This window comes from Clostridium caldaquaticum, assembly GCF_023806125.1.
Taxonomy (GTDB): domain Bacteria; phylum Bacillota; class Clostridia; order Clostridiales; family Clostridiaceae; genus Clostridium_AT; species Clostridium_AT caldaquaticum.
In genome coordinates this window covers 70,278-87,292 of sequence record NZ_JAMSKT010000005.1, presented here as the reverse complement: position 1 = coordinate 87,292, position 17,015 = coordinate 70,278, and the positions used below count along the sequence as shown (strand labels likewise).

The 17,015-nt window shown below is 30.5% G+C and carries 17 protein-coding genes and 1 pseudogene; 8 read left to right on the top strand and 10 right to left on the bottom strand.

Translation table 11 applies throughout. The features are described 5' to 3' along the window. Positions 1-57: 57 nt before the first annotated feature. Complete coding sequence (locus M2651_RS04405) at positions 58-381, bottom strand: hypothetical protein (protein WP_252131129.1); 324 nt, start codon at positions 379-381, stop codon at positions 58-60. Positions 382-580: 199 nt separating this feature from the next. On the opposite strand from M2651_RS04405, the gene M2651_RS04400 reads away from it, so the two are divergent. Continuing rightward, a complete protein-coding gene (locus M2651_RS04400) occupies positions 581-1,024 on the top strand; it encodes a cell wall hydrolase (protein ID WP_252131128.1) in 444 nt (147 codons plus the stop codon). 36 nt (positions 1,025-1,060) lie between these two features. Beyond that, positions 1,061-1,519, top strand: a complete 459-nt coding sequence (locus tag M2651_RS04395; protein WP_252131127.1) for a hypothetical protein — start codon at positions 1,061-1,063, stop codon at positions 1,517-1,519. Between the two features lie 56 nt (positions 1,520-1,575). Here M2651_RS04395 and M2651_RS04390 read toward each other — a convergent pair whose 3' ends face one another. Continuing rightward, positions 1,576-3,420, bottom strand: coding sequence for a sensor histidine kinase (locus M2651_RS04390; RefSeq protein ID WP_252131126.1), 1,845 nt, complete (start codon positions 3,418-3,420; stop codon positions 1,576-1,578). 248 nt (positions 3,421-3,668) lie between these two features. Here M2651_RS04390 and M2651_RS04385 point away from each other — a divergent pair, with 248 nt between their 5' ends. Beyond that, positions 3,669-5,441, top strand: a complete 1,773-nt coding sequence (locus M2651_RS04385; RefSeq protein ID WP_252131125.1) for an aminopeptidase P family protein — start codon at positions 3,669-3,671, stop codon at positions 5,439-5,441. 49 nt (positions 5,442-5,490) lie between these two features. On the opposite strand, the gene queF is transcribed toward M2651_RS04385, so the two are convergent. Further along, positions 5,491-5,988, bottom strand: a complete 498-nt coding sequence (gene queF, locus M2651_RS04380) for a preQ(1) synthase (protein ID WP_252131124.1) — start codon at positions 5,986-5,988, stop codon at positions 5,491-5,493. Positions 5,989-6,217: 229 nt separating this feature from the next. On the opposite strand from queF, the gene M2651_RS04375 reads away from it, so the two are divergent. Beyond that, positions 6,218-6,712, top strand: a complete 495-nt coding sequence (locus tag M2651_RS04375; RefSeq protein ID WP_252131123.1) for a deoxycytidylate deaminase — start codon at positions 6,218-6,220, stop codon at positions 6,710-6,712. Between the two features lie 38 nt (positions 6,713-6,750). Here M2651_RS04375 and M2651_RS04370 read toward each other — a convergent pair whose 3' ends face one another. The 5 genes from M2651_RS04370 to M2651_RS04350 all read right to left on the bottom strand — a co-directional run bounded on the left by M2651_RS04370 (position 6,751) and on the right by M2651_RS04350 (position 10,410). Continuing rightward, a complete protein-coding gene (locus M2651_RS04370) occupies positions 6,751-8,436 on the bottom strand; it encodes a diguanylate cyclase (RefSeq protein WP_252131122.1) in 1,686 nt (561 codons plus the stop codon). 71 nt (positions 8,437-8,507) lie between these two features. After that, complete coding sequence (locus M2651_RS04365; protein ID WP_252131121.1) at positions 8,508-8,633, bottom strand: cyclic lactone autoinducer peptide; 126 nt, start codon at positions 8,631-8,633, stop codon at positions 8,508-8,510. Further along, complete coding sequence (locus tag M2651_RS04360; protein ID WP_252131120.1) at positions 8,630-9,298, bottom strand: accessory gene regulator ArgB-like protein; 669 nt, start codon at positions 9,296-9,298, stop codon at positions 8,630-8,632. The genes M2651_RS04365 and M2651_RS04360 overlap by 4 nt, the downstream gene beginning before the upstream one ends. Positions 9,299-9,304: 6 nt before the next feature. After that, complete coding sequence (locus M2651_RS04355; protein ID WP_252131119.1) at positions 9,305-9,766, bottom strand: hypothetical protein; 462 nt, start codon at positions 9,764-9,766, stop codon at positions 9,305-9,307. 83 nt (positions 9,767-9,849) lie between these two features. Next, a complete protein-coding gene (locus tag M2651_RS04350) occupies positions 9,850-10,410 on the bottom strand; it encodes a DUF5317 family protein (RefSeq protein ID WP_252131118.1) in 561 nt (186 codons plus the stop codon). A gap of 263 nt (positions 10,411-10,673) precedes the next feature. Between M2651_RS04350 and M2651_RS14425 the strand changes: the two are divergent. After that, positions 10,674-10,886, top strand: a pseudogene (locus M2651_RS14425) (tetratricopeptide repeat protein); the annotation flags it as partial. A 254-nt stretch (positions 10,887-11,140) separates the two neighbouring features. Here M2651_RS14425 and M2651_RS04340 read toward each other — a convergent pair. Then, positions 11,141-13,144, bottom strand: coding sequence for a methyl-accepting chemotaxis protein (locus tag M2651_RS04340; protein WP_252131117.1), 2,004 nt, complete (start codon positions 13,142-13,144; stop codon positions 11,141-11,143). A 222-nt stretch (positions 13,145-13,366) separates the two neighbouring features. Between M2651_RS04340 and M2651_RS04335 the strand changes: the two genes are divergently transcribed. Together M2651_RS04335 and M2651_RS04330 are read left to right on the top strand one after the other, a co-directional pair. Continuing rightward, positions 13,367-14,278 carry an AEC family transporter gene (locus tag M2651_RS04335; RefSeq protein WP_252131116.1) on the top strand — a complete coding sequence of 304 codons (912 nt, stop codon included), beginning with the start codon at positions 13,367-13,369 and terminating at the stop codon, positions 14,276-14,278. A 16-nt stretch (positions 14,279-14,294) separates the two neighbouring features. Then, positions 14,295-14,927, top strand: coding sequence for an NUDIX hydrolase (locus M2651_RS04330; protein ID WP_252131115.1), 633 nt, complete (start codon positions 14,295-14,297; stop codon positions 14,925-14,927). Between the two features lie 32 nt (positions 14,928-14,959). Here M2651_RS04330 and M2651_RS04325 read toward each other — a convergent pair whose 3' ends face one another. Continuing rightward, complete coding sequence (locus M2651_RS04325; protein WP_252131114.1) at positions 14,960-15,565, bottom strand: NUDIX hydrolase; 606 nt, start codon at positions 15,563-15,565, stop codon at positions 14,960-14,962. Between the two features lie 336 nt (positions 15,566-15,901). Here M2651_RS04325 and M2651_RS04320 point away from each other — a divergent pair, with 336 nt between their 5' ends. Next, on the top strand, positions 15,902-16,966 hold the full coding sequence (locus tag M2651_RS04320; protein WP_252131113.1) for a Fe(3+) ABC transporter substrate-binding protein: 1,065 nt from the start codon (positions 15,902-15,904) through the stop codon (positions 16,964-16,966). Positions 16,967-17,015: the final 49 nt, after the last annotated feature.

The following is a 17,015-nucleotide window of genomic DNA, read 5'->3' as shown; positions in this document are numbered from 1 at the left end:
TGGAATAAAATCAAATAAAGTTTATTAAAAAGACTGGCATTAATAAAGCCAGTCTTTTTAGAACCATTTACATATAAAACTATCGATATCACGCAATTGTAACTCACTTGAATACCATTTTACTCCATTCCATATCCAGCAGATAATAGCAGTTTGCTTTATTGCAACTGGTTTTGCCCAAAAGGATGCTTTGTTATTTAACCATATATAAGTAAAACTATATAGGCAAGGCATAACAGTAGCGGGCAGCACCAAGTTGATCCCTGGTGTTTTTTCAAATCCCAGAGCATGAGCTTTATCTTTGTCAGGTATAAGATTAGGAGGGGGGCTTTTAGGCATATCTGGAGTATTATCATTGTATCCGTCTACAGGCGGAGGCATACAGTCTCACCTATTATAAAAATTATATATATACATAACACATCTCCTAATTAAGTGCTTTATAATATGATATGATCTGCAGCGAATTTATGCTCAAGAATTTTATAGAATTACTATAAATTTATTTAAAAAAATGAACTATTTTTAATATTGCTGCATAGTATAGAATTATGAGTTCTGTTTAAGAGGTGACTTTTAAGTGGCGTATGATAACAGAGAGTTACTAGCAAGAATAATTAAATGTGAAGCAGGCGGAGAAGGCGAAAATGGTATGAAGGCCGTTGCCTCTGTAATTATGAATAGAGTAAATGCCCCTGCTGGTGAATATCAAAGAGTGTGTCAGGGAGACATAAGAAAGGTTATTTTTCAAAAAGGGCAGTTTGACTGTGTACGATCTATACTGAGGGGACAACCGAATCCGCAGACTATATGGGCTAACCCGCCTGAACAAATACACTATGATATAGCAGATTGGGCATTAGCTGGCAATAGATTATTTACTGTAGGAGCATCCCTTTGGTATTTTAATCCGTTTAGACCAGTTTGTCCTTATAACTTTCCATACAATGGTACAGGAAGTTTTCAAGTCAGGGTAGTGCAGCACTGTTTTTACAATCCAACAGCATTATATTTTAAAACTTAAAAAATTGTTTTATATAAAAAAGGAGGAATTTTAATAATGTATGAATTTTATGGAGATTGTCCTTTTAGACAAATGAATGATGAGGCATTTATGCCCGGCTATATACCAATGCCAGTAGCAGCTCAACCAATGTTTCAGCAAGAAATTCCAGATATAACAGCTGGTATGCCTGCTGAAGCCCCAGGAGGAACTACTGCTGTACCACCATTTCCAACTCCGCAGACTTTGAAGGGAATGGATTCTGCAAGTTTTGAAATGGCGCCAGGATCACCTGTTCAGCAGGATATAAATTATACCCAAGGATATTTAAGAACACAAATTGGAAAGAGAATGCTTGTAAGTTTTTTGATTGGAACTAATACTTATCAAGATAGAACAGGAGTTCTAGAAAAAGTTGGTATAAGCTACATCATATTAAAAGAACAAGAAGGAACACAATTACTTTGTGATATTTATTCAATTAAATTTGTAAGAATTTTTTCTGATAGAGAATAAAATAAAATGGCAGAGGAGAAATTCCTTTGCCATTTTTTTAAAATTATAAAAATACATTAAGAATATATGTCAGAAAACTCAACGCTGATTTTTTCTATGATATTATCATTTATATATTTTTTATCTACAAAATCTTCACTGCAAACCCTTACTGGAAGATTTATAATAAATTCACTGCCTTTATATAGCTGGCTGTTTACCTTAATTGTGCCTTCATGCATTTCAACAAAAGTCTTAACAAGTGAAAGCCCTATTCCTGAGCCTTCATGATTTCTGGATAAAGTCTTATCTACCTGTCTGAATCTTTCAAAAATTATATCAAGTTTATCTTCAGGTATGCCTATACCATCATCTTTTATTGAAATCTCTATATAGTCTCCTTTATCTAACATAGTTACTAATATATGACCATCACAGTCTGTAAACTTTAGAGCGTTTGAAAGCAGGTTTAGAATAATTCTTTCAATTTTATCCGGGTCAACAGCCATCATTTTTTCTTCACAGTCTGTATCAAAAATAAGATTTATACCTTTGCTCTCTGCGAAATCTGCAACAGACATTGTTATATCTTCAACTAAGCTTATAATATTGCAGTTTTTCATATAAGGTTTTAAAAAACCTGAGTCTGCTCTTGTTATGTCAAGCAGATTATTTATAAGTCTCATAAGTCTGTAGCAGTTTTGTTTCATTATTCCAAGATACTTGTCCTTGTTTTCAATAAATTTAGTATTGTCCTCACTGTACAAACTTAATAGCTGTATAGAAGAAAATAATATGTTCAAAGGCGTTTTAAGCTCATGTGATATATTGGAGAAGAAATCAGTTATCAGTTTGTTAAACTCTCGGCTTTCATTTAGTAATTCTAAATTTTTCTGCACATCCATTTTCAGGCTCTGAACTTGTTTTTCAGGGCTGATATCTCGAAGTATCGTAAGTATTGTAGGTTTACCTTCGTAGATAAAATAACTGGATGTATTTAAAACATTGATTTTAATTCCATTTAAGCCTACTAATATCTGCTCAAAGGTTATAGTACCTGTTTTATGTTCATAAACGCTTAAATACATATCTTCTACAGATTTCTTTTCCTCAGGAATTATAAAATCTAGAATAGATTTGTCTATTAATGCTTCCAAAGGAATACCTAATAATTTTGCTGCACTTTCATTAGAAAAAATCAATTTATTACACCTGTGAATAAGTATTGCATTATTGGTGTTATTGATTAATAGATTGTAGCAGGCTTCGTTTTTTAAAATTATATTTTCTATATATATTTTTCGCTTTTCATGTTCAGTTAACTTATCATTTAAAAGATTAAGCTGTATATCTTTTTTTGAAATATTTTCTTTTTGAAGTTCAACATATCTGCCTAAAGACCAGGCTACTAGTATAAGTGCGGCTACAAGAATTAAATCGCTTTGAAAATATATATTAACAGCTGAGTCTGGTGCAGATATTAAATCTATAGATAAAATTATCAAAGAAGATACTGCAGCAACTGCCATTCCAAATTTAGCACCTAGTTCAATAACGGAAGAAATAATAACAAATAGAAATAAAAATTTATATTGGCTTTCATATAAATCTGACAGAAAAATCAGTGTTGAAAAAAATAACATATAAATAATATTTTCTGCAATAATTATATTTTTAGAACGCTTTGTAAAATATTTATTTGTATAAAAATAAGACCAAAGTAAAAGTACTATTATGAGCAGCGGTATAAAAATTTTTACAAAAATCAATAATAATGATGTTTTAAAATCACAAAAATCTATAACGCTGTCAGATAAAGCTTCATAAGAGTATATAACTACACAAAATAATAAAGAAATTAATTTTACTATTGCCAAAATGCTATTAATATTCTTTTCGACATTGTTTTCTGAATAATCCATAATATCACCTAAGTATACTTATTTTAATAAAATATTTACAGTTTGTTAAAAAAACGATTATAACATAATTATAACATTATTTGCTATAAATATAAATAATAAATGGCGATGGAGAAATAAACCTTAAGCAAAAAATGATAAAAATGTTTAAAATTTGTGGTATAATATGGGTATTGTTTGAAAAAGCAATATTTTGTTTTTATGTATGGTTAAAGTAAAATTTTATAGAACTAGAAGAGGTGATTAGGTTGAAAATAAAAGAAAGAATTGAAAAATTAAGAAACTTAATGAGAGAAAGAGGAATAGATGCCTATATAGTACCTAATTCTGATCCACATCAAAGTGAATATGTAGCTGAGCATTATGCTGCAAGAGCTTTTATAACTGGTTTTACCGGTTCTGCAGGAACTGCAGTTATAACACTTAATGAGTCAGGATTATGGACTGACGGAAGATATTTTATACAGGCAGAAAATCAGCTTAAAGATACTGGAGTTACCCTTTATAAAATGGGAGAAAGAGAAGTTCCTTCTATTGAGGAATTTTTAAAGAATGTACTTTTTAAGGGGGCAAAGCTAGCTTTTGACGGAAGGGTTATTTCAGCAGAGTATTTTAAAAGTTTAAAGAAAGCTTTAGAAAGTAAGGAGTTTTTCTTTGAAGTTAACGAAGATTTAATAGATAAGGTATGGACAGCGAGACCGCAAAAGCCAGCTACTGAAGTTGTAATTCATGATATTAAGTATACAGGCAAGGCAAGGGAAGAAAAGCTTGCTGAAGTTTTAAAAGGAATGAAATCTTATGGAGCAGATTATTATGTAATATCAAGCCTTGATGATATAGCATGGCTTTTAAATATTAGAGGAAGGGATATAGAGTGCAATCCTGTTACAATATGCTATTTTGTAGTTTCACAGGAAAAATACTATTTATTCATTGATGAAAACAAGCTTAGTTTGGCAGTAAAATCAGAACTTGAAAAAGCTAAAGTTGAAATAAAACCTTATGATAGCATTGCAGAGTTTTTAAGAAATATATCTGAAGGTACTATACTGCTTGATCCATCTAAAACAAATATTTGGGTGTATAATTCAATAAAGATAAAGATTTTAGAAGCTATGGATATTACTACAAAGTTAAAAGCAGTAAAAAACGAAACAGAGCTTGAAAATGTAAGAAAAGCAATGGTAAGAGACGGCGTAGCTATGGTTAAATTTATAAATTGGATAAAGAAAACCGTAAAAACTGAAAAAATTACTGAACTAGAAGCAGCACATAAGCTTGAAGAACTAAGAAGAGAAGGAAACAATTTTTATGACTTAAGTTTCGAGTCTATTTCAGCTTATAAAGCTAATGCTTCCATGCCGCACTATCATGCCACAGAAGAAAATCAAGCTTTTATAAAGCCAGAGAGTTTTTATTTAATAGACTCAGGTGCTCAATATCTGGATGGAACTACAGATATAACAAGAACTTTAGCTATGGGCTTTTTAACAGAGGAAGAAAAACTTGACTTTACACTAGTATTAAAAGGTATGATTGATTTGACAATGCAGAGATTTTTATATGGAGTTACAGGTTCAAACTTAGATATTATAGCAAGAATTCCATTATGGAATGCAGGAATGGATTATAAACATGGAACAGGACATGGAATAGGTTTTTTCCTGAATGTTCATGAAGGACCGCACAGAATATCCATGCTTCCTAATAGTATAAAGCTTGAAAAAGGCATGATTGTATCTAACGAGCCAGGAGTGTATAAACAAGGAAAGCATGGTATAAGAATAGAAAATTTAGTTGTTGTTCAAGAGGATGAAAAAACAGAGTATGGGGGTCAGTTCATGAAGTTTGAGACTTTGACCTTGTGTCCTATAGATTTAGAAGCTGTTGAAGTTTCTCTATTAACAGCTGAAGAAAAGGCATGGCTTAATAACTATCATAAAACTGTATTTGAGAAACTGTCTCCATACTTAAATGAAGAGGAATTAGAGTATTTAAAAAATGCTACAAGAGAAATATAATAGAAAAGGCTGAGGAAATTTTTCTCAGCCTTTTCTATTATATTATAAACTATCTGTTATCAATTTTCTCAGGATACATATCGTGATAGCATAGCCTTTTTTCTGCAACATCTGCCCACTTAGTTCCAGGTTTTCCATAATTGCAATATGGATCTATAGAAATACCTCCTCTTGGAGTGAACTTGCCCCACACCTCTATATATCTAGGATCCATAAGTTTTATTAAATCTTTCATGATTATATTTATACAGTCTTCATGAAAGTCGCCGTGATTTCTGAAGCTTAAAAGATAAAGTTTTAAAGATTTGCTCTCTACCATAAGTTTATCAGGAACATAAGATATATATATAGTAGCAAAATCAGGCTGACCTGTTTTAGGACAAAGACTTGTAAATTCAGGACAGTTGAATTTTACAAAATAATCATTTTCCTGATGTTTATTTATAAAAGTTTCCAGTACAGATGGGTCATAATCATAGTTATACTTAGTACCTTGATTACCTAGCAGGGTAACTCCTTCAAGTTCTTTTTCATTTCTGCCTGACATATAAAATCCTCCTATGGTTTGGAACTGTCTTATATAATTCTCAATATATCCTAACATGTCTCTATAAGTAATACAAGTGTAAAATGTTAAAAAAATGAATTGAGCACATTTTTAAAGCTCTTAAAGTTATTTATTGAATTAATTAAATAAGTAATTATATAATTATTGAAGGAGAAGATATTTTGAAAAAGGATAGGTTTTAGTAGTTATAGAGAAAGGAGCATAGAAGATGAAAAACTTTATAAGCTGGGATGAATATTTTATGGGAATAGCATTATTATCAGGCCTTAGGAGTAAAGATCCAAATACGAAGGTTGGAGCATGTATAGTAAATAATAAAAATAAAATTGTGGGTATAGGATATAATGGTTTTCCTGTAGGCTGCTCGGATGAAAGTCTTTCCTGGGAAAGAGAAGGGGAGTTTTTAGAAACTAAGTATCCATATGTATGTCATGCAGAGCTGAATGCTATATTAAACAGCAATATTAGAGATTTAGAAGGATGCAGAATTTATGTGGGACTGTTTCCCTGTAATGAATGTGCAAAAGCTATAATTCAGTCTGGAATAAGAGAGGTTATTTATTTAAGCGATAAATATTCAAATAAAGATATTTTTGTAGCATCTAAAAGAATGTTCGATATGGTTGGAATAAAATATAAAAAGCTGGAGCTTGATATAGACAGCATAACTTTAGATTTCAGTAAAATGGCAAAAAAGCAATAAGCAGTAATTATTAGGCCGAAGTAGAAAACTGCATCGGCCTAATAATCAAAGCTATTTCTATTTTCTTTAATAACTTCAATAAATTTATGAGCAATTACAGGGTCAAATTGAGTGCCGCTGCATTTTTTTAGTTCAGCAATGGCTTCATCATAGGTTTTTCTTTTATTATAAGGTCTGTTTGAAGTCATGGCATCAAAACTATCTACAACAGTTAATACTCTTGCTAAGTATGGTATATTTTCTCCTCTAAGATTGTCAGGGTAGCCTTTACCGTCATATCTTTCATGGTGATAAAGAATTAAAGGTATGATATTGTTAAGAGAGTCAACAGGTTTTATAATATCTACACCATTAACAGGGTGCTGCTTAAGCATTTCCCATTCTTTTTGTGTCAGAGGCATTTTTTTAATTAATACATCTTTAGCAATGTTTATTTTTCCTATATCATGCATGTAAGCTCCATATATTAATGTTTGTTTGTCCTGTTTGCTTAAGCCAAGCTTATCTGCTAGCATTCTGCAGTAAGTAACTACTCTTTCAACATGACCGTAGGTATATTTGTCTTTTGCATTGATTACACTTATTAAGGTTTTTACAGAGGTAACTAAATCAATATGTTCTTCAGCTATATCTTTTTTCAATTCATCAAGTATAGAAGTATAGGTTTCTACTCTGTTTTTATTAAAAAATTTTGCTCTATAGAGAGCATCGTCAGCACTTTTAATAAGGTCAATATCATTTTTTGCTTTATCAGGATAAACAGAAACACCTATGGAAACAGTTAGTCTGCCGTTAGGCTGATATTCTTCTCCTTCAAAATAGGTTTCCTCAACTTTTTTTCTAATAGTTTCCGCTAAAAAGAAGGCTTCTTTCTCAGAGGCATCTGGCATGATTATAGCAAATTCCTCACCGCCATACCGTGCAACTATATCATTTTTTCTCACAGAATTTTTTAAAAGAGAACCAATAGTTGAAAGAATTTCGTCTCCTTTCTGATGTCCATAAAGGTCGTTATAGTGCTTAAAGTAATCTATATCTATAAATACCACGGAAATAGGTGCATTTTCCTTTTCGCAGGCTTTTATTTTCTCTCTTAAAGCATCATGAAAGTATCTATGATTGTATACACCGGTTAAACCATCTTTGTTAACAAGGCTTTTAAGTTCTTCAATATAATCATTTGCAGTTTTTACATAAAAGCCTAGGGACCAGGCAGTAAGCAGAAAGACCCCAGCCATGGTTAAGTCGTTTTGAAAATACTGATTTACTGCAGTACCAGGTGAACAAACAAGATCCATAGTAAGCATTAAAAATGAAGAAATAGAAGCTATAAATATACCTTGCTTCATTCCTGATTGTATAGTAGTAGTTATTATTATAAATAAAAATAAAAATTTAAACTCGCTTTTATGAACACCAGAAAGTAGAATGACCATAAAAAATATTAATAAAATAGCAAAGTTTTCTATAGTTTGAACTAAATGAATATATCTGTTGAATTTTTTAACTGCAGAAAATGTCCATATAAAATATATTGAGGTTAGTATTAAAATTCCTAATATCCAAAATAAAGTATAAGCTGAATTACTATAATTTAATATAGGATTATCACTACCTAAAAAATATTCTAAAAAAATTAATCCGGAAAATAATAGTGATGATAATTTTACTACAGAAAGAATATTACTTATTTGTTTTGATTTATCAGAGTCAATTTTTATCATCTGTGTGTACCTCATTTCAATATGAAAGCGTTTAAGGTCGGATAAACCGACCTTAAACATTTTTTGAAAGTTTATTCTTCTCTTAAGCATGCAGGTTCTTCAGGTTGATATACTGTCCATACACAAGCGGATGAAGCAACTGTAGCTGCAAGAATAGTTGTTAGTGCAGCAAATAAAGTAAATAATCTCTTTTTCATGATTTTTTTCCCCTCCTTAGTAAAGTTATTAATTGATTTAAAAAAGAATCTAATTTTTTTAGGGCAGTATGTCCTTGGGTTGTAAGAGTAAAAGCCTGCCATACTGTACCGCTATATATACATAAAGAAAAAATTAAAAATCTTTTCTCTTTAGTGTACATATAAAGATAAATATTAAGCAGCACAATTACTGCATAGACAGCCAGAATAAATATAGATCCTTTTTTCATCCTTTCTCTTTTTTTCTGTGTTTTTATAGGCTTGGCTGGGCTATCTACTGGAGCTAATTTTATTATTATGTAGTAAGACCAGAAAAAACATATTAAGCCTGATGCAAAAATTAAATTTAAACTGATATATGAATTAAGCCCGAAGCATATAAATACAGCCAGTATTAAAGTTATAACAGTACCTACTGAAGCACAAATTCCTGGAGAGCTGGCGTGAACTCCTCCTGAGTATTTTCTGAGAATACTTATGGCAAAGGATATAATAAGTGCCTCAACCATAACATTCAGTACAGCTCCAAAAATTATTACAAGTATTATAGAAAGCAGTGTATGAAGGAGAGCAAAAGTACCGTAGGCAATTACTTCTTTGCGGTCACTGTCAAGTTTTAATTCTAAACTTATTTTTTTTGCAATATTATCTGCTAATTTTTCCATAGTTCATTACCTTAACTTGTTTTGTTTTAATAAAATAATATAATAGATTATTGTAAAAATTCCAAACAAAATTAATGATGGAAGGCCAGTTAAAACCTTTGAAACAGGATTTGTCATTACCTCATTAATATCCTTTTTCAATACCGACTGTATAAAATAAAAATTTGCTCCTTCAAGTAAAAAAGTAAAAATAAAAGCAATAAGTCCTGAGCTGGTAGATTTAATAATATCTACCTTATTTATAAGCACCGTTAAAACTATAAGAACTATTAAATTCAATATAGAATGTACTCCTAGCTGAATAGGCAAAAGCCTTATTAAATAAACCATAACAGAGAAAATTGATGACGATAACAAATATTTTTTAAAATTAATTTTCATCCTGGATAATGCGTGCACAATTAATACCATTAAAAAGGTTTCAGGAATAGCTCTTAAAAAAAATTCTAATAAAGATATTTTTAGCATAACTAATTCCTCCCAGGCAGATGTATTTTTTTGCTTAAAGTCTTGTAAATAATATAAATATGCTATTTAAATTTTTAAAATATTCAGTTGAAACTATATAATTTTATATTTTTTTCATTTATATGTTTTATGGAACTAAAAATTATAATAAAAACAAATAATCTTATAAATATATCGCCTACACTCAAAATACTGTATCCTAAATCAATGTAATCTGTTAAAAATTTAAGTTTTGTAGATCCACTGCCTAAAACATGTATATCATTAACTTTTGTAAATGAATCAGCTTTAACGTAGCCGGTTATGTAAGATAAAGTGGGAAACACAGGCATTTTGCCGCCATTTGCAGCTATAGCTAGCTTGTTTAAGCTTGTCCCTATAAAAATGCAAAACGAACCTAAAAAAGCACTTTTATATAGATTATATTTAAAAACTAAAGTAAGGAAGGTTAAAAGATAAATCTTTTCTAATATACTTGAGTATTTTATAAGGCTATAATCACCGAAAAATATAGATATATTCCAGATTACATAGAATAATGTAAATGCAATGGATGGATAAAAAGCAAAAGATTTGAATATTGGTTTTAGTTTATAGTCTTTTATTTTTGCAATAAGTAATGCGAATAAAATAGTCTCAAGCATATGTATCCTCACAGCTAAATCGTTTAATTACAGATTAAAATATGACAGTATTTTTACAATTTAACAGAAATATTGCAGTTGCTGCACTATTTCGAAATTCTTTTACATAATTTATTTTAACAGAATCAGTAAAAACAAACAATAGTTATGAGAAAAAATAAAATGGAAAATTGATTAAAAACTATATGCTAAAGGCACAAATTTTTCTTTATTTAAATATGATGATAATATGAATTAAATAATATTATTATGGAGGCTTTTATATGATTCTTGATAAAAGAAGAAGCATAGCCAGGCTTATTCTTTCAATAATTCTGATAATAGTTTTGGCTATCATTTCCGTATTCATGAATTACGTTTCACATAAGAATGTTGAACTTGGGAATATATACTTAAAAAATAAAAATTATGAAGCTGCAGATGAGTGTTTTAATAAAGCTGTAAAATTTAATAAGAAAAATGTGGATGCTTATATATGTTTAGGGAGAATAAAGCTTGTCTTGGGTATATATGAAGAGGCAGATAAACAATTTCAGAAAGCAATCTTAGTGAATAAAAAAAATAAGAGTACTTATATTAAAATAAAAGATATTTATTTAGGTGAGGGAAAGGTTAATGAGGCTATTAAAATTTTACAGTCAGCTAAAACCAATGGCATTTATGATGAGGAGATTGATAAGTTAATTAATGAAATAGAAAAGCAAAATAAAGGACTGGAAAAATCCAGCCTTTATTTTGTTTTGAAATTGTTAACTTCTTTTTCCAGTTTATTTGAAAGATTATTAAGCTCTTCAGCATATTTTGTCAGTTCATCCATAGTTGCATTGACTTCTTCTGCAGAAGCTGAAACCTCTTCAGAAGCGGAGGCAGTTTCCTGTGCAACAGCAGATATATTTTGTGTCTGTTGAACTACATTTTCTTTACTTGAATTTATATCGATTATAGAATTTTTTATAATGTTTATCTTTCCAGTAAGTATGGATACACTGTTTATAATTTCATTAAATACCTTTCTTGTTTCAACCATTGTGTGTTCCTGTTCTTTTATAGTTATCTCTGTGCTTTCCATTGCCTTAACTGCTTTATTAGACTGCATTTGAATTGTCTCAATAATTTTCTTTATTTCTTCTGTAGAATTTCTTGATTCTTCTGCAAGTTTTCTGATTTCCTCAGCAACTACAGCAAAACCTCTTCCTGCTTCTCCTGCTCTTGCAGCTTCTATTGAGGCATTTAATGCTAACAGATTTGTTTGCTCAGTAATACTAGAAATTGCTTCAGATATTGTAGTTATTTTGCTCATACTGTTATTTACTTCCTGAACAACCTGGCCTACACGAGAGGAGGATTCTTTAGTTTCCAAAGATTTTTGAGATAAGGTTTCAACCATAGTCAATCCTTTATCACTTAAAGCCTGAGTGTCGTTAGATATTTGTCCAGCTTCTTTAGCTGCTGCTGTAATATCATCAATTTTTAAAGAAAGTTCATCTATATTTGAAACACTTTCCTGAGCATTATGAGCCTGAACGGTAGCACCTTGAGAAATTTCTTCAATAGCCCTTGACACTTCGTTTATGGATGCTGTTGTTTCTTCAGACATACTTGCAATTTGGGAGGAAGCCTCTAATATAGTTTTTGTTGAAGTTTCAACATTTTTCATAAGCGAGGAAATGTTGCGTATCATTTCATTAAAGTCGCTGCCCAGTTTACCTAACTCATCTTCAGAGTTTATTATAACTTCAGTTGTCAAATCACCTTTTGAAGCACTTTCAAAGGCTGTTTTGAGTTTGGCAATATTGACAGCTATACCTTTACTTAATATTAATGCTAAAAGTGAAGCTAATAAGGAAACAATTCCTAAAGAAACTATTATTAGATTTTTTATTGAGTTTAGGTCATCTATAAGTTCGCTTTCATTTATTGCAGCAATAAGTTTAAAGCCTGTTAGTTTATTTGTATCATAATTTGCAAATTTTTTCTGACCTTCAAAGGTGTAAGTTGTAAATCCCATTTCGTTAGTCTTAGCTTCATTCCAGAAACTAAGCTTTGCAGGCGTATCTGTACCTATAAGGGTTTTGTCAGGATGGGAAATAAGGATACCATCAGAATCACAAATAAATACATAGCCAGTTTCCCCTGTTTTTGACTTTGATAAAGAATCTGATAGCGCATCTAGGGATAAATCAATTCCTACTACTCCTACAATATTGTTTTCATATTCAACGGTTTTTGCTAATGTAACTACAATCTTTCCTGTTGCAACATCTTTATAAGGTGGTGTAACTACGATTTTTCCTTTATTGTTTACAGCCAGCTTATACCATGGTCTTTCCTTATGGTTAAAATTATCAGGAATATCAGCTTCTGGATATATTTGAAATTTTCCGGATTCAGTTCCATAAAAGGTGTTCATAATATTTGTACTGCTGCTTTGCATTTCTTTAAGATAATTTTTTGCATACTGTATTTTTTCCTCTGATGTATATGCTTGAGTAAAGTTAACGTTGCTTGAAGCCATGTTAAGTAGAATAGACGTACCTTTAAAGTAATTATCTAGAGACAGATTTATTTCAGAAAGAGTCTGTCTGCTGGTAACTTCAAGCTTTTTAGCTAAAATATCTTTTGCTTTTAAATAAGTAATACTTTCCGCAGTTAATAACGGTATTAAGCAAAGTGCAATCATACCTGTTATAAGTTTAGCTCTTATACTTTTAAATTTCAGCTTTTGAAGATTCATAATCAATTCTCCTTACGTTCTTTAATGAATTAATAATCTGTTTATGAACTACGCCTTTTTATATAAATTATCGTCGTATTTTGTAGAAACTTAAGAAGCAATTTATTACAGTAATGATGTATAAATTTATGTGTTATAAATAAAATTTTGAAAAATTATAATGAATTTAGAGGGATAAAGATTTTTATATGATATAATAAAATATCGAAAGGGTGATACAATTTGAATAGTGTAACTGTAATAGAACAAGTAATTTCATTGTTTTTAATAATACTTGTAGGAGTTTATGCCAGCAAGAGAGAAATAATAACGGACAAGGTAAATAAAGCATTATCGGAAATGCTATTAAGAGTTACCCTGCCGCTGCTTATCGTGTCTTCTTTTAACTTAAATTACAGTAAGGAAATTGCAGATAATATTTTAAAATGCTTTCTATACAGCTTTATAGTGTTTATAATTACACCTATATTATCTTATATTTTTCTGCTTCCAGTGAAAAGCAGGAGAAAAAACATACTTCAGTTTGCTAATGTTTTCTCTAACTGCGGATTTATGGGTTTTGCTGTGATGAATAGTATATACGGTGCTGAAGGTGTAGCGTATGCTGCAATATTCAATATGTTTTTTAATGTGCTTGTATGGACGTACGGAGTTGCTCTTTTTTCGGACAGATTATCTTTAAAGGGAATAAAAAAAGTACTGTTAAATCCGTGTCTTATAGCAGTTTATATAGGAATTTCTATTATGATTTTTAATATAAAGCTTCATCCTATAATAACCAGCAGTTTAAAGAGTGTAGGCTCTATGACCACTCCTTTATCTATGATAATGATTGGAGTAATTTTATCGAAAGCAGACCTTAAAATAATATTCAAAGATTGGACAATATATTATGGTTCCTTTATTAAATTAATAATAATTCCATCTTTTTTTTATGCAGCAGCACTTTTAATGAAGGACAGCTCAAATGTTATGAATACAATGATAATACTTCAAGCTATGCCAGCTGCAGCTACTACATCAATTTTTGCAGAAAGCTTTGACAAAGAAAAGGAGTTTTCAGCAGGAATAGTTTTTCTCACTACTTTGTTATGTACTATAACTTTTCCTTTAATATTAAAATTCGTATTATAAAAAGGAGCTTAGAAAGATGTGTGAAGAATATTTTGATATATACAATGAAAGAATGGAACATATAGGAACAGAGCTTAGAAGTGTAGTGCACAAGAAGGGCTATTGGCACAAATCTTTTCAGTGCTGGTTTGTTTTTAAAGAAAATAATAAAGATTATATTTTACTTCAAAGAAGGCATCCTGAAAAAGATACTTATCCTAATCATTTAGATATAACTTCCGCAGGACACTTAAGTGCTGGAGAAGAGGTTAAGGAGGGGATCAGAGAGCTTAAAGAAGAGTTAGGTGTTCATGTAAGCTTCGAGAACCTTATACCTTTAGGAGTTATTAAAGAACAGAAGTCTGAAGAGAGTTTTATAGACAACGAATTTGCAAATGTGTTTTTATTTAATTGTAATATACCTATGGAAAGTTTCAAGATTCAGGCTGAAGAAGTAACAGGTATGTTTAAAATTTCTCTTAAACATATTATAGAGTTATTTGAAGGCAGTGCTGATTATGTAAGAGCTGAAGGCTATGAAGTAAATGATGAAGGATGTAAAATACCATTAAGTTTTGATGCAGCAATTAAGGATTTTGTTCCTCATGATTTAAAATATTATAAAAAGATTTTTCATGAAGCCAGGGAGTTTTTATCTAAGGAATTATAAAAAGCAGCTGGAAGGTAGGACAACCAGCTGTTTTAAAATAATTTCTCACCAAGCAGTGCAAAGCTTTGTAATATTGTCCATACTTTTATATCCATTTTTATATCTTTTTTAAGCATTTCTTTAGCCTCTTCTTGAGAAACTAAAACTGCTTCTATGTCCTCATCATCTTCCAAGTATTTGTTAGATACAATGCCTTTGCAGCTGCAATAAACCATAGCCACAGATTCATCCGTCATACCTGCAGAAATATAAACCTTATTTTTAGTCTTTTCGTAGTTTATCTTTATAAGAGATAAACCTGTTTCTTCTTTTAGCTCTCTGTTAACAGCCTTTTCTATACTTTCATCTTCATCTAAAAGTCCCGCTGGAAGCTCATAAACATAATCGTTTAAAGGTGTTCTAAACTGTTTTATAAGCACAAGGCTTTTGCGTTCTTCATGAAAAGCAGCAATTACAACTGCATCAATGTTTTCTTCTTTTTCTCCTGAAAATTGTGCATTTAAGGTATTAAAATCTTTTCTGGAAGCAATAATCCAGTGCTTTAAAGCCCCTTTCTTATTTTCGTATTCTGCATCATAAAGGCTTAAAAATTTTGTTTCTGCAAGCGGGGTTAGTTTTTTTATTTTATTAGTTTTCATAATAATTTTCCTCCTGTATTTTTTATACTTAAGGCTAAGATTAATAATCTTTGTCTTCCAAGTACTTTATAAAGACTCCGTTTTTAAGCTTTAAAGTAAGATATTTATTATTATACAAATTAATATATTAAATAAGCAAATAAATATTTATAGTAACTTAGGGACGGTTATCAAATTTATAACTTAGGGACGGTTATCAAATTTAAGCATTTTTAAAAAAAAGCTAATTATTAATAACCGTCCCTTAAGCCATATTGACAAAAATGAATATGTTCCATATAATGATATTGATATTTGTTCTCAATTAAAAAATAATTTCATTAAGGGAGGTTCAACATGAACAGAAAAATCAAATTACTTTCAATAACATCAGCACTTTTATTGTCAGCTTCAATATTTGCAGGTTGTGCAAAAACAGCTGGAGAAAAAACATCAACGCAACAAAATCAACAAGTTGTTAATGTATATTCAGACAGACATTATGATACAGACAAAAAACTTTATGAAGAATTTTTCCAAAAGACAGGTATTAAGGTTAATGTAGTTGAAGGTAAATCAGATGAGCTTATAGAAAGACTTACAAGAGAAGGCCAAGATACACAGGCAGATATCCTAATTACAGCCGATGCAGGAAGGATACATAAGGCAAAAGAACAAGGACTTTTACAATCATTTAATTCAGATACAGTAAATAAAAACATTCCTCAAAATTTAAAAGATAAGGATAATACTTGGGCTGCACTTACAGTTAGAGCTAGAGTTATTGTTTATTCAAAAGACAGAGTAAAACCAAGCGAACTTTCAACATACGAAGCACTAACTGATGCTAAATTGAAGGGAAAAGTTTTAACAAGATCATCAACAAATATATATAGCCAATCATTACTTGCTTCAATGATAGAGATAAATGGTAAGGATAAGGCTAAGGAATGGGCAAAGGGTCTAGTTCAAAATTTTGCAAGAGAGCCACAAGGAAATGATAGAGACCAAGTAAAAGCTGTTGCAGCAGGTGTAGGGGATATAGCAATTGTAAACACATACTACATTGGAAAAATGTTAAATTCACAAGACCAAGAAGAAGTAAATGCAGCTAAAAAGGTAGGAGTATTCTTTCCAAATCAAGACACTACGGGAACACACATAAATATAAGTGGTGCTGGTTTAACAAAGGCTTCAAAGAATAAGGAAAATGCAATTAAGTTAATCGAATTTTTAACTTCAGAAGAAGCGCAAAAACTATTTGCTGAAGCAAACTTTGAATATCCTGCAAACCCAAAGGTTGAAGCAGCAGAACTTCTAAAGTCTTGGGGAGATTTTAAGAAACAAAATATTGAAATGTCAAGGCTTGGTGAACATAATAAACATGCTGTAGAAATATTTAATGAAATTGGTTGGAAGTAAAATAAAAAGGCCCTAATAATGGGCCTTGATTATTTAAAAGGGTGTTGAA